Source organism: Vibrio sp. 10N.247.310.23, from assembly GCF_041467155.1.
Taxonomy (GTDB): Bacteria; Pseudomonadota; Gammaproteobacteria; order Enterobacterales; family Vibrionaceae; genus Vibrio; species Vibrio crassostreae_C.
On record NZ_JBFSTZ010000027.1, the window covers coordinates 22170 to 40761 of the forward strand.

Below are 18592 nucleotides of genomic sequence, written 5' to 3' on the forward strand. Positions count from 1 at the left end.
TTATGTTCAGCGCCTTTTTTCTATCTTGTTCGTGCCGCTATAGCTTTATATTTCGTGCCACTAAGCTTTATATAAAAACAACAAAGCCACTCTTTATGAGTGGCTTTGTGCTTAATATTTCAAGTTCAGATGAGGTAATTTCAAAAAGCCCAGATAGGGTTCTGCATTAACCGAAAGATGCCCAGATAACCGTTGCTACCAAAATTGGGCACACAAACTTCACATACATTGGCCAAACCTTACCAAACCAACCAAGTTGAAAATCAGGACTGCCTTGTTCAAGCTCTTTCACTTTTGAAGCTCGGCTCCATACCCAACCACCAAACACACAGAACATCAGTGCAGCGACTGGTTGAAGATACTGAGTTGCAATCATCGCTACCATGCCAAACATCGCAGCAAAGTTGTAAACAATCACCACACTAAACAGCGCGATAGCACCACCAATCACCCAGCTTGTTGGCGTTCGTCTAGTATTGAAACGCTCACTCACTAGCGCAACCGGGCCTTCAAGCATCGAAATCGAAGAAGTCAGTGCAGCAATCGTTAGTAGTAAAAAGAACACAATCGCAAAGATCTGTCCAAGCACACCTAAACTATCAAACATCAACGGCAAAACCGTGAATACTAGAGTGTCAGAGCTTAATAGTGAGCCGTCTTCAGCGTAGATTTGAACGCCTTTTTGCATCGCAACAAACATTGCTGGCATCACCACTAATCCAGCAATAAAAGCGACAGCAGTATCCACCAGAGTTACGTTCATCGCCATTTTTGGTAGGTTCTCTTTCTTGCTTAAGTAAGAGCCATAAACCAACATAGAGCAACCGCCAATAGTGAGTGAGAAGAACCCCTGTCCCATTGCCGCCAGAATCAGTTTTCTATCCCACACTTTCTCAAAGTCTGGAATAAGGTAATGTTTTAGGCCTTCCATCGCGCCAGATTGCGTCATGATGTAAACAAACAATAAGCCAAATAAAACAAACAGCGCAGGCATCAAACGAGTCGACCATTTCTCGATGCCTTGCTTAACACCGCCCTGCACAATCAAGATAGTCAGTACATAGAACGCGACGGTACCAAATACGTTGCGCTCAACACTGAAGCCCTTAAACCAATCAGCAATCGCTTCTAGGCCGATAAGATCCGCGACCGCACCAATTAGGAAACAGATCAACCAGCCACCAACAATACTGTAAAACGCCAACACTGCGCTTGGTACACTCAGTCCAACCCAACCGATAAACTCACCGACTTTCTTACCCAAAGGGTTTGTCGTCAAAGATCGCATGCTATCAACTGGGTTTGCTTGGCCGTGACGGCCGATAGCCATCTCAACCACCAGCATAGGGAAAGCAACCACGAAGATCATGATCAAATAGACTAAAAGGAAAGCGCCACCACCATTGCTGGCAACTTGAGTCGGGAAACCCCAAATATTACCCAAGCCAACCGCTGCACCAGCCGCTGCTAAAATAAAGCCTAAACGAGAGCTAAAGTGCTCTCTTGAAGAGGAAGGTTGTTGGTCCATATCGCCCGCATTAAGAATCAGTGAACTAGTTGGGAAGTACAGTAATAAAAAGCAATGATAGGCACAACCAATAAATGAACAATTCTCTATTTTTTACAATCAATGCGCTATTTAGAACCACAAAATTAACAAAAGACCAGTCTTATCGTTCAATTAGAAACAACAAAGCGAAATGGAAGGCTTGAGAAGGAAATGGATTAAATAGAGATAAATACTCGCCGTATGGTTCCATTTATACAAACAAAAAGAGCACCAAACGGTGCTCTTGTGATTCATCAGTTAATTCAGATTAGATCGTGAATACTTGATAGTCCTTTAGATTCGGAATGATTTCATGCAGCTCTTGCTCTTGTTCCGCCATCTCATCAAGAGAATCACAGAACTCATTCGCTTCCTCTTTCACTTGTTGAGAGTGTTCTTTCATTCGCTCTTCAACTTTCAGCTTTAATTCAGCCATACTGTCAGCCAATTCAGTCAGGTTTAGGCCACCATCTTGTTTCATTTTTTCTGACATCGCATTAAAAGCGCTAGAGATAAATTCTTGGTTAAAGATTTCTTTCGCCTTCTCGAAATCTTCAGACCAGCCATTGGCCATCGAATCAAAGCTTTCTGCAGGTAACACTAATTCGCCATCTTTGTAATAACGCGCTTCCAGTTCTGCAAAGTAGGTTTTCATCGATTCTTTTACATTATCAAATGACTCAGGTGAATCCAGGCTAGCCGCGATATCATCAATCACGTCATTGGCTAACGCTAAGCTATCGTTCGCCATTTGTTTCGCTCGAGGTAAGTACTCACTCATATTTTCGCGGTATTTCTCAATCGCCGCTTGTTGGTCGGCATCAAGCTCAACCTTCTCACCATGGATATAGAGGTCGTTGTTATCATCAAAAACGGCCGTATCACCATTCACTTGATGGATTTCGACTTTTTGATCATCGATTCTTAGTTCATTCTTCAAATCAACTCGACACTGAGCAGCAAACGTTGGCAGGCTCACAACTGCCATCGCCGCAGTTAACGATGCAATTAATACACTGTTTTTCATAAATACATAGCTTTTCATAACATCCTCTCATCAATCTGACAGATTACTATACCCTTGGATTATGCCTCTTTGTCAGAGAAACGTTTTATATCTATTAGTCAGTTAGTTAGTCGATAGAGATAACTTCGTAGCAAAACTGCTTATCAGCGACTTTAAATTCAATCTCATCGCCAACTTCTTTACCCATTAGAGCCTGACCAAAAGGTGCATTTGCCGTCACGATGGCAATCTCATTCTCATTCCACGTGACAGAAAGCCCGCCGACTCTAGGTCCCATAAAAAAGTGTTTATATTTATCATGCTCGTCAATGACCACAACGTAGCTGCTCACTGCAATCTTCTCACTATCACGCAGCACTAAGTTGCGATAACACTGAATGTCGTCCTCACACTCTTGCACCCTCACCGCTTGGCCATGGGCGAGATATGAAGCTTCTAGTGCCAATGTATCGTACTTATGCTCAGGCACTGTCTCTTCATCTGTCGCAGCATCAATCGCGCGTTGAGTAGCAGATTGTGCGATACGTAATCGGGATTCGAGTTGCTCTATGATTATTTGGCGAAGCTCAGACTTATTCATACTATTGGGGTGCTTTTCTATAGGAGCTACAGAATAGAATTAGGTACAATCAGGTGCAAGACATTTGATTCATCAAGCGACGCTATCATGAATGGGCGCCCGCTTTAGCATCAATACGACACTTAATAACTCAGGTAGAACATAAATGATTGAGCAGAAGCTAAAACAAGTATTCGGATTCGACTCACTGCGCAATGGGCAAAAGCAAGTCATTGATAACGTTCTATCTGGTCACGCGACTGCCGCGATATTCCCGACAGGCTCAGGTAAATCGCTGTGCTATCAATTACCAGCATTAGAGTTACCGCACTTAACCTTGGTGATATCGCCACTGTTAGCCTTGATGAAAGACCAACTCGCTTTCCTGCACAGTAAAGGCATTAGCGCAGCGGCAATCGAATCAAGCCAAGACCGACAAACCACACAACAGGTTATGCAGTCAGTGCGTAACGGTGACACCAAGATCCTCATGATCTCCGTCGAGCGCTTGAAGAACGAACGCTTTCGTCAGTTTATCTCCCAAGTGTCGATCTCACTGCTTGTGGTCGATGAAGCGCACTGTATTTCAGAATGGGGACACAACTTCAGACCCGACTACCTGAAGCTTCCTCAATACCAAAAACAGCTCAATATTCCTCAGGTTCTACTACTGACAGCCACTGCGACTACAGCGGTTATCCAAGATATGAAGTCAAAGTTTGAAATTGATGAAGAGCGCGTTGTGGTTACGGGTTTCTATCGTCAAAATCTCGATCTGTCGATTCAACCTTGTGAACAAACCAGTAAGCTAGAAACCTTGTGCAATGTGGTTAACCAAGCTTCTCTCGCTCCGACTATTGTTTATGTCACCCTTCAACAAACGGCAGAGATGGTGGCTCAGCAGCTTCGCAATGCTGGCGTTAATGCAGTGGCTTACCATGCGGGTCTTAAGCCTGAAAATAGAGATGCTATTCAACACCAATTCATGAATGATGACGTGAGCTGTATCGTCGCAACTATCGCGTTTGGTATGGGCGTGGATAAGTCCAACATTCGCCGAGTGATTCACTTTGACTTACCAAAATCGATCGAAAACTACTCACAAGAGATCGGCAGAGCTGGTCGAGATGGGCAAGCGTCTGAATGTATTTTACTGGCTAACAAACACGGTTTAAGTACACTCGAGAACTTCGTTTTTGGTGATACGCCAGACAACATATCGATCCAAGCGGTATTAAAAGAGATCTACGAAAATCAAAACATTGGCGCTTCTGGCTCGAATCAATGGGAGATCATGCTTAATCAACTATCACGTGAATCCAACATTCGTCAGTTACCGCTAAAAACACTACTGGTGTATCTCGAAATTGAAGGTGTGATTGAGCCCAAGTACAGCTACTTCGCAGAGTACAAATTTAAGTTCATTCGTCCGAAACAGCAGATCACAGAGCAATTTCAAAGTGAACGTCGTCAATTTGTCGAAGCGATTTTCCAATGCTCTCCTCAAGCAAGAGTGTGGTGCCAAGTCGACTTCGATGCGCTTTGGACACACTTCCAAGCCGATCGTCAGCGTGTGATTGCGGCTATCGACTACTTCAATGAACAAGGTTGGATTGAACTAGAAAGCAAGCAGATCACCGATGTCTACGCGATCCACAATACTTCTGAAGATATGATGCAACTGTCAGAGCGTCTAACTGAGTTGTTTAAAGCAAAAGAAAACAGCGAGATAAACCGCCTTAACCAAATGCTGAATTTCTTTGAGGCGGATACTTGCCTAAGCTCACGCCTTGCGAGTTATTTTGCCGATGATAAAGCACCAACAAACTGCGGTCACTGCTCTGTATGTCGAGGAGAAGTGGCAATCTTACCAACCGTTGATGTTGAACCTATCGATGATGAGACGGTGATGACATGGATACATGAGTTTATTTCGGCTAGCCAACAACTGATTACCGACGAGGCAATTACTCGCTTCTTATGTGGAATCGCCACCCCGCTTTCAACCAAACTCAAAGCCAGTAAAATGGTCGGTTACGGCAAGCTAGAGCAGCAACCGTTCAGTGATACCTTAGCGCGAGTAAAACAACTTCCTAGGTAATTCTTACTTATAAAAAACCGACTAGGCTATGAAGCGTAGTCGGTATTCATCTCACTCATTATCTTTAAAAGAAGCTCAACTGACGCATTTGGTCTTTAGGTTGCAGCATTACGCTTAAACCAAGCAGGCGTATTTCTCGCCCCTGTTGTCTTTTCAGTATTTCACTAAGCAGCTCTTTGAAGTGTTCACGATCGAGAGAGGCATGGATGTGTTCAATCGTGGTTTGTTGAAAGTCGGCGAACTTGAGCTTAATGCCCTGCTTGATGATCGCTTTGCTTGGGCTAGCCTTTTCTAAGCGAGTCTCGAGTTCAGGAAATAGCTTATCTTCGATTACCTGCCAACATTCTGCGTAGCTTGAAATGTTTTGGGTAAAGGTGCGCTCTACACCTACCGATTTTCGCTCGCGCTCGATGATAACTTCTCGATCATCAATGCCATGACTGCGCTTCCAGAGTGATGCACCTTGACGGCCAAACTTGAGTAGCAGGTCTCGATAGTCAGACTCTTTGATATCCTTACAAGTAAAGAAACCCGCTTGGTGCAGCTTTTCTATGCTCACTTTGCCGACACCGGGAATCTTTTCAAGTGGTAGCTCATCGATCACTGATTGCACGTCTTGTGGAGGGATAACAAACTGACCATTGGGCTTATTCAGATCTGAGGCCACTTTCGCCAAGAATTTAATCGGTGCAATTCCTGCAGAAGCTGTCAAGTTGAGTTCGTTCCAAATATCACGGCGAATAGACTCGGCAATAAGTGTTGCTGAACCGTGACACCGCTTAGAATCGGTGACATCAAGGAAAGCTTCATCCAAGGAAAGTGGTTCAATGATTGATGTGTATCGAGAGAAGATTTCACGGATCTTTTTAGATATCTCGACATAGACCGACATTCTTCCCGGCACAACCAATAGATTAGGACAAAGCTGTAGGGCCTTTCCGGTAGGCATTGCAGAGCGAACACCAAACTTGCGGGCTTCATAATTACAGGTGCTCAAAACGCCGCGTTGCTTTTCATGCCCACCAACAGCTAACGGGCGATTTCGGTAAGCAGGGTTATCACGCATTTCTACAGCCGCGTAAAAACAATCCATATCGACATGGATTATTTTTCTGACTTTCTCTTGGTCCGAACTGCACATTTGGAAATAACTCAACCTTACAACTGTATCTATGAACAGTATAATCAATTATTCTCAGATTTAAAATGATCTGGAGTCCAGCTCAACAGGTTTCACTTCATTCGCCGCCCACTATTCTGATAGTATTGTTAGGAGTATTTAGTCTATAAGTAGGGATAGCTTTTGAGTGAAAAAATACTAGTGGTAGAGGATAGTCGCGCATTCAGAAACTATCTTTACCAACAATTTAAGAACGATGGCTATGAAGTTGCGTTGGCGGAATCTGTAGAAGAAGCCAAAGCGATCTTAGAGCAAGAAACGGATTTCTTGTGTGCAGTCCTCGACTACTGTTTACCTGACGGCCAAGACGGCGAGATCATTGATCTCGTCTTAGGCTATCAACAGAAAATCATTGTCCTGACCGGGATGTTCGACAATCAACTGCGAGAGCAAGTCCTAGCCAAAGGCGTTATCGATTACATACTTAAAGACAGTATGTCATCAGTAAGCTACCTACTTCCCCTGGTTCAAAGAATTTCGAATAATCGCCATCACAAAGCATTGGTTGTCGATGATTCAGCGGTCGTTCGCCGTTACATAGCTCAACTTCTAGAACACCAATATATCCAAACTATCCAAGCCGAAGATGGCGAACAAGCATTAAAGCTCCTTCATAACGATCCCGATATTACGTTCGTTGTTACAGACCATGATATGCCGAAGAAAGACGGTATAGCGATGATCCGTGAGATACGACGCGATCACGACAGAAACCAGTTGGCTATTCTAGGGTTATCAGGCAGCGATGATCGCACCATGACAGCTCGATTCCTTAAAGCGGGGGCTAACGACTTCCTTTACAAGCCTTTTAACCAAGAAGAATTTTTTTGCCGTATCCATCAACTGCTTGATATGAAAGAAGCGGCCAACGAGCTATTTCGACATGCCAACGAGGATGCTCTTACTGGCTTATGGAACCGTCGTTACCTGTTCAATCAAACATGTAAAGGTTGTGAGCAGCGCAGTATAGCCATGATGGATATCGACTTCTTCAAGAAAGTGAACGACACCTACGGTCACGATGGTGGTGATGCAGTCCTCGTGGAAGTCGGCAAGATCATCAAAGACCATTTTAAAGATGATGTTGCTGTACGCTTCGGTGGCGAAGAATTTTGTATTCAGTCGTGTGGTTCGTTTGAGAGCTTTGTTGACAACTTAGAGTCCATGAGAGAAGCCATTGAAAGCCATGTTGTTGAGCATGACTCTCAAAGAATCAAGGTCAGTATCAGTATCGGCGTAACCGATTTAGACGCGAAGCTAGATGAGCAGATCAAAGCCGCTGATGAGCTTCTTTATACGGCAAAAGAGCAAGGTAGAAACCAACTAGTGTTTGCGCGTAACAGCATGCAAATCGAACAATAGTCATTCGCCTCTGTTTCCATTTTTGGTATACCAAGATTAATTGCTAGACCTCAAAACTAAAAAAGCTCAAGACGATAATCTTGAGCTTTTCAATTTGAGGGCATAGATAACTCTATCCCCTATGACTGTCACCAATTAAGCGATACGGTCTTTACTCCAAGCCGCTTCTTTTTGTTGACGCTCAGCCAGCTTCTCTTCACGGTAAGCTTCACGTGCTTCACGCTTCTTACGCGCGTCACAAGGTTCAGGGCAGTTACATACTTTATCAATACCAACAGCACCCAAACCGCCACAGCTACCTTTCACAACTTTCTTTTGGATAATGTAGCCAATTGACATCGCTGCGATTACTGCAAGAAAAACACCAAATGTAATCAGAAATGTATTCATAATTATCTCGCTTACCTTATTTACCTAAGTATGGCTTAAATGCTTCAGAAGCAATTTCTTTAAAGCCATCTGCTGTTTTTACCACCATGAACACTGGGATGTTATGTTGGTTTGCGACTTCCATTCCTTTTTCCTCACCTAAGACCATAAGGCCCGTAGATAAGCCGTCTGCAGTCATTGAAGACGGGTTTAAAACAGTCACAGAAACCACTTTATGGTGAAGAGGCTTTCCTGTTTCAGGGTTGATGATGTGTGAGTAACGAACACCATCACGTTCAAAATAGTTACGGTAATCACCAGAGGTTGCGATAGCCATATCACCCGGCTCGATGATCTCTTGAATATTACGCTCATCAACGCTTGGTTTCTCAATCGCGATACGCCAGCCCACGTTCTCACGGTTTAAACCTTTCAGACGAATTTCGCCACCGACTTCAACCATGTAGTTGTGAATACCGATAGAATCAAGGTAGTCAGCGACGACGTCAACACCCCAACCTTTTGCAATCGTGGATAGATCGACATACAGGTTAGGTAGGTCTTTCTTCAACATGTTGCCTTCAACACTAAGATGATGGATACCAATCTTAGCCTTGCGAGCCGCCAGCTCTTCATCTGATGGCACAACTTCAGGACGAGCTTCAGGACCAAAACCCCATAAGTTAACTAACGGACCAACCGTTACATCCAGAGCTCCTTCAGTAAGACCGTTCAAACGAATCGCTTCTTTCACAACCGTCGCTGTTTGCTCAGATACTTCGAACGCATCCGCACCTTTATGCTGGTTGAAACGGCTTAATTCGGAATCTTCACGGTAAGTCGACATCTGGTCGTTTACTTCTTCAAGTAGACGATCGATCTCTGTATGAACTTCATTAGACTCAGGAAATTCATCACCATTGATGTATTTAATATTGTAACTCGTGCCCATCGTTGGGCCACTCAAATGCACTTGCTCTCTTGACTGCTCACAGCCCGCAAGAAAAATCAAAGAAGTTAATGCAACAAGCCAAATTCTCACTTGCTTACTCCTGTCTAATGTTGAGGATTTATATAAGGAAAAATAAGAGTAAAAAATAGGTATTTTGAATGCCTTACTCTTTCTTATATAAGCCAGTATGTTGTCAAAAGCTGTCTTAGAAAAACAAATGGCTGACTCGTAGGAGTCAGCCATAATATCAATCACTTAAGTGGATTAACCACCGAAGTCATCTAGTAGGATGTTTTCATCTTCTACACCAAGATCTTTCAGCATGCCGATAACAGCAGCGTTCATCATCGGTGGACCACACATGTAGTACTCACAATCTTCAGGAGCTTCGTGATCCTTCAGGTAGTTTTCGTACAGTACATTGTGGATGAAACCAGTGTAACCGTCCCAGTTGTCCTCTGGTTGAGGATCAGACAGTGCACAGTGCCACACGAAGTTTTCGTTTGCAGCCGCTAGGCCATCGAAATCTTCAATGTAGAACATCTCACGCTTAGAACGTGCGCCATACCAGTAAGACATCTTACGAGTAGACTTAAGACGCTTAAGTTGGTCGAAGATATGAGAACGCATAGGCGCCATACCTGCACCACCACCGATGAATACCATTTCATTGTCTGTGTCTTTAGCAAAGAACTCACCAAATGGACCAGAAATAGTACATTTGTCGCCTTCTTTAAGAGACCAGATGTATGAAGACATCACACCAGGAGCTACGTCAGGGTTGTTTGGCGGCGGAGTTGCGATACGCACGTTAAGCTTGATGATGCCTTTCTCTTCTGGGTATGAAGCCATAGAGTAAGCACGGATCGAATGCTCTTTAACGATAGACTCATAACGGAACAAGTTGAACTTATCCCAGTCACCACGGTATTCCTCAGGAATATCGTAATCTGCGTATTTCACGTGATGTGGTTCAGCTTCAATCTGAATGTAACCACCCGCGCGGAACGGAACTTCTTCACCTTCAGGGATCGCTAGAGCAAGTTCTTTGATGAAAGTAGCTTCGTTGTTATTCGAGATAACAGTACATTCCCACTTTTTAACACCAAAGATATCTTCGTCTAGTTCAATCTCCATGTCAGTTTTCATAGCAACTTGACATGCAAGACGTTCGCCTTCGCGAGCTTCACCTTTTGTGATGTGATCAAGTTCAGTTGGAAGGATGTCGCCACCACCAGACTTAACTTTTACACGACACTGACCACAAGAGCCACCGCCACCACAAGCAGAAGATACGAAGATACCAGCGCCAGCCAGGGCACCAAGTAGCTTGCTACCAGGTTGAGTAACGATCGCCTTTTCAGGGTCGCCGTTTACTGAAATAGTGATGTCACCTGATGGTACTAACTTAGACTTAGCGAAAAGAATCACTAGTACTAGAGCCAGTACAATAATGGTAAACATCGCTACGCCAAGAATAATACTAAACATTTGTTATTCCTTATTACTGGGTGCTTACCCTACAGTTGAACACCAGAGAAAGACATAAAGCCTAACGCCATCAGACCAACAGTAATGAACGTGATACCAAGGCCACGAAGACCTGGAGGTACGTCAGAGTACTTCATCTTCTCACGGATACCCGCAAGAGCAACGATAGCTAACATCCAACCCACACCAGAACCGAAGCCGTAAACAACAGATTCAGCAAAGTTGTAGTCACGAGTTACCATGAAAGATACACCACCAAAGATTGCACAGTTAACTGTGATCAGTGGAAGGAATATACCTAGTGCGTTGTACAAAGGTGGGAAGAAACGGTCTAGAACCATCTCTAGGATTTGTACAAGTGCCGCGATAACACCGATGAATGCGATGAAGTTAAGGAAACTTAAATCGACACCTTCAACAAGCGCGTTTTCTTTCAGGATGTGTGTGTAAACAAGGTTGTTTACAGGAACAGCGATTGTAAGTACTACAACTACCGCAACACCAAGACCAAAAGAAGTTTTAACTTTCTTAGATACCGCTAGGAATGTACACATACCTAGGAAGAAAGAAAGCGCCATGTTTTCGATGAAAATCGATTTAACTAGCAGACTAATATAATGTTCCATGACTACCTTACCCCTTCGCTTCTACTTGTTCTGGTTTGAACACACGAATTGCCCAAATCAAGAAACCAATTAGGAAGAATGCAGAAGGTGCTAGAAGCATCAAGCCGTTTGGCTGATACCAACCACCGTTGCTCACTAGAGGTAGTACTTCCATACCAAATAGTTTGCCAGAGCCTAGAAGCTCACGGAAGAAACCAACAGTGATAAGAACGAAACCGTAACCAAGACCGTTACCAAGACCATCGATTAGAGATGGGATTGGCGCAGACTTCATTGCGAATGCTTCAGCACGACCCATTACAATACAGTTAGTAATGATTAGGCCTACGAATACAGATAGCTGCTTAGAGATATCGTATAGGTATGCTTTAAGCACTTGGTCTACCACGATTACTAGTGATGCGATAATTGCCATCTGAACGATGATACGCACACTGTTAGGAATGTGGTTACGGATCAAAGAAACGAAGAAGTTAGACAGAGCAGTAACGAACATTACCGCGATAGTCATAACAAATGCTGTTTCTAGCTTAGTGGTTACCGCAAGAGCAGAACACACACCAAGAACCTGTAGCGCGATTGGGTTGTTGTCCAACACCGGCGCTAAGATGCTCTTTTTAATTTCTTTTGCACTAGACATTAGTTCAGACCTCCGTCACGAACTTTTGCTAGGAACGGACCAAAGCCCATATCACCTAACCAGAAGTCAAATGTATGTTGAACACCAACGCTAGTCAGTGTTGCACCAGAAAGGCCATCTACACCGTGCTCAGAACCTTGAGGAGCGCCACCTTTAACAACCTGAATAGCAGGTTTGTGGTTTTCGTCGAATAATTTCTTACCAACGAATTGAGCGCGCCAAGATGGGTTCTCAACTTCACCACCAAGTCCAGGAGTTTCACCTTGCTCGTAGTAAGTGATACCAGAAACTGTGTTGCCATCAGTTTCTACCGCAACGAATGCGTACATCATTGACCATAGACCGTTACCGTGAACAGGGATGATAACTTTAGAAGTTTCAGCGCCATCTTTCACAAGGTATACAGTACCCGTGTTAGCACGACGAAGGATCTTAGCGATGTCATCTTCAGCTGAAAGCTTGATTGACTGAGCTGGATCTTTTGCCGCTTTACGTTGGTCGTATGCAGCAGCATCGCCGTCAACGAAATCGCCAGTAGCGAAATCAACTAGACGAGGTTCAATGTTCTCTGCGTACAGTTCAGGGATATTACCCGCAAGTTCAATGCCCGCAACTTCAAGGATCTTAGTTTGCTGATCTAGAACCGCGTTAGCTTGTTGCTTAGGTTTAAGAACAACTGCAGCTGTTGAAACGATGATTGAGCACACTAGGCTCAATGCGATAACAACAAACAGCGTCTTTTTAATGCTATCGTTATTACTTGCCATAGCGCGCTAGTCTCCGCTTAATGTTCTTCTCGATTACAACGTGGTCAAACAGAGGAGCAAATAGGTTTGCGAATAGAATCGCAAGCATCATGCCTTCTGGGTATGCAGGGTTAACTACACGAATCATTACACACATTGCGCCGATTAGGATGCCGTACCACCACTTACCTTTGTTGGTAAATGAAGCTGATACTGGGTCAGTCGCCATGAAGAACATACCGAATGCGAAGCCACCTAGAACTAGGTGCCAGTGCCAAGGCATGCTGAACATTGCGTTAGTATCAGAACCGATCACGTTAAACAGCGTAGACACAGCAATCATACCGATCATTACACCAGCAATGATTCGCCATGAAGCGATACGCATGTAAACGATCATCGCAGCACCGATCATAAGTGCTAGAGTCGATACTTCACCGATAGAACCTGGGATGTTACCAATGAATGCGTCCATCCAAGTGATTGCTTCACCAGATGTTACGTTCATTAGTGCGCTACCGCCGCCTTGAGCCCATTGGCTAAGAGCAGTTGCACCAGAGAAACCATCTGCAGCAGTCCAAACTACGTCACCTGAAATCTGTGCAGGGTATGCAAAGAATAGGAACGCACGGCCAGCAAGTGCAGGGTTCAGGAAGTTACGACCCGTACCACCGAAGATCTCTTTAGCGACTACAACACCGAAGGTAATACCTAGTGCTGCTTGCCATAGAGGAAGTGTTGGCGGAACGATAAGCGCGAATAAGATAGAAGTAACAAAGAAACCTTCGTTTACTTCGTGCTTACGCACCATACAGAACAGAACTTCCCAGAAACCACCAACGATGAATACCGTTGCGTAGATAGGTAGGAAGTAAGTCGCACCAAGTAGCATCTTGCTGCCAACACCTGCATCGGCTCCTAAGGAGGCTCCAAGCATTTCGGTTAGCCAGTAGTGCCAGTTACCACTGATAACAGATGCTAGTTCAGCACCTGCATACATATGGTTAAGTGCTGCGATAGCTTGGCCACCCGCGTTGTACATACCCCAGAACATTGCTGGGAATACCGCGAACCAAACCATGATCATGATACGTTTTAAATCAACGCTATCACGAACGTGCGAGCTTTTCTTTGTAATAAGACCTGGCGTGTAGAACACTGTCGCTGCTGCTTCGTAAAGCGCAAACCACTTCTCGTGTTTACCACCTGGCTCAAAATGATGCTCGATGTCTTCAAGAAACTTTTTAAGGCCCATGAAAATTACCCTTCCTTCTCAATCGTATCTAGGCATTCACGAAGTAGTTGACCGTACTCGTACTTACCTGGACATACAAAGGTACACAATGCTACATCTTCTTCGTCTAGCTCTAGCGCACCTAGTGCTTGAGCACTATCAATGTCGCCTGCACATAGATCACGAAGCAGCAATGTAGGTTCCATATCTAGAGGCATTACGCGCTCGTAGTTACCAATTGGAACCATTGAGCGGTCACTACCGTTTGTTGTCGTTGTCATGTTGAACAACTGACCTTTAAACAGGTGACCAAGGAATGAACGAGTAACAGAGAACTTGTTCTTACCAGGCATAGCCCAGCCGAATAGCTCTTTATCACGACCTTCACGTAGAACAGAAACTTGCTGATGGTAACGACCAAGGAAAGCATGTGGACCTGTTGCTTCAGTACCCGTAAGTACAGAACCAGAAATCACACGAACTTCGCCTGGCATTAACTCGCTGTCTGTCAACTCTTCAAGGCTAGCACCAATTTGAGTACGAACTAGACGTGGGTTGTTCACCACTGGACCAGCCAGAGAAACAACACGCTCAGAGTAAATCTCACCAGTAAGGAAAAGCTTACCGAATGCGATAACATCTTGGTAGTTAATGCTCCACGCTACATTTTGTGCATTTACCGGATATAGGTAATGCATATGCGTGCCTGCAAGACCTGCAGGGTGTGGGCCATCAAAAACATGCTCTTCAACGTTAGACTGAGCTGAACGAGGTAAGCTAGTACCTTTTTTACAAACGTACACTTTACCGTTAGTCAGAGTTGAAAGAAGATCTAAACCAGCAACGAAAGCATCAGACTGCTCGTTAATGATTAATTCTGGCTCAGCTGCTAGCGGATTAGTATCCATAGCAGTAACGAAAATAGCCTGAGTTTCAGAATCAACTGCTGGAACCTTGCTGAACGGACGAGTTCGCAAAGCGGTCCATGCGCCAGACTCAACTAACTGAGCTTTAACCGTTTCACGGTCAAGGCCTACTAGTTGGTTAGCTTCATAGCTATTGAACGTGATTTGCTCATTGCCTGCTACTTCAATCACTACTGATTGAAGAACACGCTTAGCACCACGGTTCACTTCAATAACTTTACCGCTTGCTGGAGAAGTAAATACAACACCTGGGTTCTTTTTATCTGCAAAAAGAACTTGGCCTTTCTTCACTTCATCACCAACGCGAGCATGCATCGTAGGACGCATACCAACGTACTCTTCGCCAAGCAAGGCGACTTTAGTGATGGACTTACCATCATTAATCACCTGGGATGGAGTTCCTGCGATAGGAAGATCCAAACCCTTATTTATTGTAATCATACGCACTTGCACTACTTTATCGGGAAAAAGATTCTTTTAATTGCGTAAATTCAGGACGTTTTAAACTCGCCCTTAGACACGACATTACAGTGTCCGGTTTTGGTAAATTTGAGATACCAAAATCGCAACATTTTCATAATAAAATCACCACACGAATCATGTGAGATTTATCAGGTGCGATATTCTAGCATTTTTTGACAACTCGATGCCATGACCAATAACTTGAATACAGCCTTTATTTGGTGAGATTTGAAGCATATGGCCTCTCAAATATGTATAAATTTGACGAGCCGCACAGATAAAATGGCTTTTGAATCGTGTTTTAAACAAGAGATTAATACTCTGTCACAAACTAATATTTTACTAGTTATGTTGAAACACTGTTAATAAAAACATTACTCATTGTAGGTATTTGAGCTCGTTCAATTTGACATCAGTTTGGGTGATATAAGAACGAAAAATACATACGTTTGACGACAAAAAAAGCGCCATGGCGCTTTTCTCTGTATATAGGCCTTCTTACTTTCCGCCACCCATACACATTGGACTGTCTGGCACGCTATCTAGCTGCTTCATCCATTCATCTTTTGTATAAGTGTGAATAGACAGTGCGTGGATATTATTGGCTAACTCTTCTGAAAGTGCCTTATTTACCGCTCGATGACGAGCAATAAGACGCAAACCTTCAAACACATCGCTGACAACAATCACTTTGAAATGACTCTCAGAACCAGCCGGAACATTGTGCATATAGCTCTCATTGACCACGTTTAAATGACTTGGTGAAAACTCATTGTGCAATTTTGTTTCGATAACTTCTTGGATCATTGTGATTCCTTAATAACGTATTGGCATTATCCGTGGGCTGAGTATAAACCCTAACAGGTCGAGTGTCTGAGTATTTCATAGCAAATGGCATAGGTTTGGTTGAGTTTTTTCTATCTTGTTCAGCCTGCATTTGAGACAATATCTTTGTTATTTCTTACATAAGTATCTCAAGCAATGAAAACCGAACTTACCCTTCACGACAGAACTTTGACCTTACATCGTTTCCCGAAACGTTCAAATGAAACCCTTCAAGCTTGGGATGCGGGCGACGAATACATTATTAGCCATGTTGAAGAGATGAACCTTGAACCTGGTAAACACATCCTGATCATGAACGACAGCTTCGGTGCCCTATCGACTTGGTTCTCGAAAGATCATGATGTCACTATGATGAGCGACTCATTTATCTCTCACCGTGGCGCCCTGAAAAACTTGCAGCGCAATCAAAGTAACCGAGTGAACTTCTTGAACACGATGGATGATATCCCACACGGTATCGACCTTGTGATCATGCAGCTGCCAAAAACAAATCGTCACCTAATCTGGCAACTGAGCCAGCTACGCCAAGCATTGCCTGTAGGCTGCCAAGTGATTGGCGTCAACAAGGTAAAAGAGATTCACACCTCTACGCTTAACCTGTTCGAAAAATACCTAGGCGAAACCAAAACATCACTAGCGAAGAAAAAACACCGCTTAGTCTTCTCATCTCCAAACTGCCAGCCAATTCAAACGGTAGAGCCTTTTGTTGAATGGGATGTGGACGGTGAAGATATCCGTCTGAAAAATTTACCAAATGTTTACTCAGGGGAAGCACTCGATCAAGGCGCTCGCTATATGCTAGAGCACATCCCACAAGATCCTGAGCTACGTCATATCATCGATCTAGGCTGTGGCAACGGTGTATTGAGTGTAAAAGCAGGGCAATTGAACCCACAAGCTCGTATCACCTGTGTGGATGAAAGCTTTATGGCTGTGGAGTCAGCACGCCAAAACGTCAAGGATAACCTTGGTGAAGACGGCAACTTCCAGTTCATCGCCAACAACTGTTTAGATGGCTTTAAGAAAAACAGCACCTACTTAGTGATGTGTAATCCTCCATTCCATCAGCAACAAGCGATTACTGATCACATTGCATGGCAAATGTTCTGTGATGCAAAGCATGTTCTTAGCAATGGAGGCAAATTAATTGTTATTGGCAACCGACACCTCGGATACGATGTCAAACTAGCGAGACTATTTGGTGAAGCTAACGTTGAAACGCTTGAACTAAACCAAAAATTTGAGATATTACAAGCAACAAGAGAGCCTGCGAATTTTAATAAATAAGCAGAAACGACTTCACAAGAATTTAAGATACCGAGCTTCTGGTGTGAATTTAGAAAGGATAAAGGAATGAAAAAACTGATTTTGGCTGCTTCTATTATGGCTTTGACAGCATGTTCAGCCCCTCAGCAAGAACAGATCAATGTAATGCCAGAAGCTTCACTAAGCTCAAGCAACCTTGTACAAGGCAAAACATACACACTAACCAGTAAAGATGTTCGTGCCGCTCAATATGTTGCATTGGTTGATAGTGGCCGTTCAAACATTCAGCCAATTCACGCTAAGCAAAACATGCGTATTTCTCTAGAAAATGCTGTTGCACAGCAGTTAGAGTCTCAAGGTTTTCGTGCGAGCGTAAACAGTGAAAACTCGATTGTTTTAGAGATTCAAGAAGCACTCGTTACCGTAGAGCACACCATTATGGAAAACAAAATGGACGGTAAAGTAACGCTTGAAGTTACCGCTGAAACACCTGAAGGCAAACTAGTTAAAACATTCAACGGCACTGCAACACGCACTGGTGCATTGAGTGCATCTAACGACGACATCTCTATGGTTCTTAATGACGTGATCAACTTGGTTCTTACTGAGATCGCTAACGACCAAGAGCTACAAACTTACATGAAGGAACGTTTCTAATGGGTCGTATTTTATCTTCTATCGCATTAATGCTAGTGAGCGTGAGCGTTTGGGCTGGTCCTAAAGTAAACGTGGAAACAACATTAGGCGACTTCACTATTGAGCTTAACCAAGAACAAGCACCGGTTAGTGCGGAGAACTTCCTAAAATACGTTGCTGACGGCAGCTACGAAGGCACTATCTTCCACCGTGTTATTCCTGGCTTTATGGCTCAAGGTGGCGGCTTCGATCAAGAGATGAATCAACAAGCAACTTACGCTCCTATCAAGAATGAAGGCAGCAATGGCTTGAAGAACGATACAGCAACAATCGCGATGGCTCGTACTAATGCGCCAGATTCTGCAACTCGTCAGTTCTTCATTAACTTCTCTGATAATGACTTCTTGAACGCAAAAGGTAGCAACCCAGGCTACGCTGTATTCGGCAAAGTAACTGAAGGTTTTGATGTTGTTCAAAAGATGGCAACGATTCCAACCAAGCGAATGGGCCGCATGTCAGACATACCAGTTGACCCAATCGTCATCACTAAAGTGACCCTTCTTAAGTAATCCAATCTAACGCCCTTATTTCTTAAGGGCGTTTTTCTACACAAGGACGCC

18 protein-coding genes are annotated in these 18592 nt (G+C 43.8%); 5 read left to right on the plus strand and 13 right to left on the minus strand.

What is annotated here, in order from left to right:
- Positions 1 to 166: 166 nt before the first annotated feature.
- From AB6D93_RS18650 to AB6D93_RS18660, 3 genes are all read right to left on the minus strand, one after another.
- Complete coding sequence (locus AB6D93_RS18650) at positions 167 to 1528, minus strand: sodium-dependent transporter (protein WP_102333776.1); 1362 nt, start codon at positions 1526 to 1528, stop codon at positions 167 to 169.
- 289 nt (positions 1529 to 1817) lie between these two features.
- Positions 1818 to 2594: a YggN family protein gene (locus AB6D93_RS18655; protein ID WP_102333775.1), complete on the minus strand. Its 777-nt coding sequence runs from the start codon at positions 2592 to 2594 to the stop codon at positions 1818 to 1820.
- An 88-nt stretch (positions 2595 to 2682) separates the two neighbouring features.
- A complete protein-coding gene (locus AB6D93_RS18660) occupies positions 2683 to 3156 on the minus strand; it encodes a GreA/GreB family elongation factor (protein ID WP_102333774.1) in 474 nt (157 codons plus the stop codon).
- Positions 3157 to 3301: 145 nt separating this feature from the next.
- On the opposite strand from AB6D93_RS18660, the gene AB6D93_RS18665 reads away from it, so the two are divergent.
- Positions 3302 to 5236, plus strand: a complete 1935-nt coding sequence (locus AB6D93_RS18665) for an ATP-dependent DNA helicase RecQ (RefSeq protein WP_102333773.1) — start codon at positions 3302 to 3304, stop codon at positions 5234 to 5236.
- A gap of 64 nt (positions 5237 to 5300) precedes the next feature.
- Here the strand turns inward: AB6D93_RS18665 and dinB are convergent, their stop codons facing one another.
- Entirely contained in the window at positions 5301 to 6377 is a 1077-nt protein-coding gene (dinB, locus tag AB6D93_RS18670; RefSeq protein ID WP_029235195.1) for a DNA polymerase IV, read from the minus strand.
- Positions 6378 to 6539: 162 nt separating this feature from the next.
- Between dinB and AB6D93_RS18675 the strand changes: the two genes are divergently transcribed.
- Positions 6540 to 7778, plus strand: coding sequence for a response regulator (locus AB6D93_RS18675; RefSeq protein WP_102333772.1), 1239 nt, complete (start codon positions 6540 to 6542; stop codon positions 7776 to 7778).
- Between the two features lie 135 nt (positions 7779 to 7913).
- On the opposite strand, the gene nqrM is transcribed toward AB6D93_RS18675, so the two are convergent.
- From nqrM to bolA, 9 genes are all read right to left on the minus strand, one after another.
- Positions 7914 to 8168, minus strand: coding sequence for a (Na+)-NQR maturation NqrM (gene nqrM / locus AB6D93_RS18680; RefSeq protein ID WP_009848378.1), 255 nt, complete (start codon positions 8166 to 8168; stop codon positions 7914 to 7916).
- A 16-nt stretch (positions 8169 to 8184) separates the two neighbouring features.
- Positions 8185 to 9189, minus strand: coding sequence for an FAD:protein FMN transferase (locus AB6D93_RS18685; RefSeq protein WP_017059913.1), 1005 nt, complete (start codon positions 9187 to 9189; stop codon positions 8185 to 8187).
- Positions 9190 to 9363: 174 nt separating this feature from the next.
- Complete coding sequence (nqrF, locus tag AB6D93_RS18690; protein ID WP_017059912.1) at positions 9364 to 10590, minus strand: NADH:ubiquinone reductase (Na(+)-transporting) subunit F; 1227 nt, start codon at positions 10588 to 10590, stop codon at positions 9364 to 9366.
- Between the two features lie 29 nt (positions 10591 to 10619).
- A complete protein-coding gene (nqrE, locus tag AB6D93_RS18695; RefSeq protein WP_009848375.1) occupies positions 10620 to 11216 on the minus strand; it encodes an NADH:ubiquinone reductase (Na(+)-transporting) subunit E in 597 nt (198 codons plus the stop codon).
- A gap of 7 nt (positions 11217 to 11223) precedes the next feature.
- Positions 11224 to 11856, minus strand: coding sequence for an NADH:ubiquinone reductase (Na(+)-transporting) subunit D (locus AB6D93_RS18700; protein WP_008223083.1), 633 nt, complete (start codon positions 11854 to 11856; stop codon positions 11224 to 11226).
- Positions 11856 to 12623 carry a Na(+)-translocating NADH-quinone reductase subunit C gene (locus tag AB6D93_RS18705; RefSeq protein ID WP_017059911.1) on the minus strand — a complete coding sequence of 256 codons (768 nt, stop codon included), beginning with the start codon at positions 12621 to 12623 and terminating at the stop codon, positions 11856 to 11858. Before AB6D93_RS18705 ends, AB6D93_RS18700 begins: the two co-directional genes overlap by 1 nt.
- Positions 12613 to 13857, minus strand: a complete 1245-nt coding sequence (locus AB6D93_RS18710) for an NADH:ubiquinone reductase (Na(+)-transporting) subunit B (RefSeq protein ID WP_017067139.1) — start codon at positions 13855 to 13857, stop codon at positions 12613 to 12615. The genes AB6D93_RS18705 and AB6D93_RS18710 overlap by 11 nt, the downstream gene beginning before the upstream one ends.
- A gap of 5 nt (positions 13858 to 13862) precedes the next feature.
- Positions 13863 to 15203: a Na(+)-translocating NADH-quinone reductase subunit A gene (locus tag AB6D93_RS18715; RefSeq protein WP_032547482.1), complete on the minus strand. Its 1341-nt coding sequence runs from the start codon at positions 15201 to 15203 to the stop codon at positions 13863 to 13865.
- A 519-nt stretch (positions 15204 to 15722) separates the two neighbouring features.
- The gene (gene bolA, locus AB6D93_RS18720) at positions 15723 to 16031 is read right to left on the minus strand and encodes a transcriptional regulator BolA (RefSeq protein WP_017059909.1); all 309 of its coding nucleotides are present in this window, start codon (positions 16029 to 16031) and stop codon (positions 15723 to 15725) included.
- Positions 16032 to 16205: 174 nt separating this feature from the next.
- On the opposite strand from bolA, the gene AB6D93_RS18725 reads away from it, so the two are divergent.
- From AB6D93_RS18725 to AB6D93_RS18735, 3 genes are all read left to right on the plus strand, one after another.
- Positions 16206 to 17357, plus strand: a complete 1152-nt coding sequence (locus tag AB6D93_RS18725; protein ID WP_017059908.1) for a methyltransferase — start codon at positions 16206 to 16208, stop codon at positions 17355 to 17357.
- Positions 17358 to 17423: 66 nt separating this feature from the next.
- Complete coding sequence (locus AB6D93_RS18730) at positions 17424 to 17993, plus strand: YajG family lipoprotein (RefSeq protein ID WP_017059907.1); 570 nt, start codon at positions 17424 to 17426, stop codon at positions 17991 to 17993.
- Positions 17993 to 18541: a peptidylprolyl isomerase gene (locus tag AB6D93_RS18735; protein ID WP_017059906.1), complete on the plus strand. Its 549-nt coding sequence runs from the start codon at positions 17993 to 17995 to the stop codon at positions 18539 to 18541. Before AB6D93_RS18730 ends, AB6D93_RS18735 begins: the two co-directional genes overlap by 1 nt.
- Positions 18542 to 18592 lie beyond the last annotated feature (51 nt).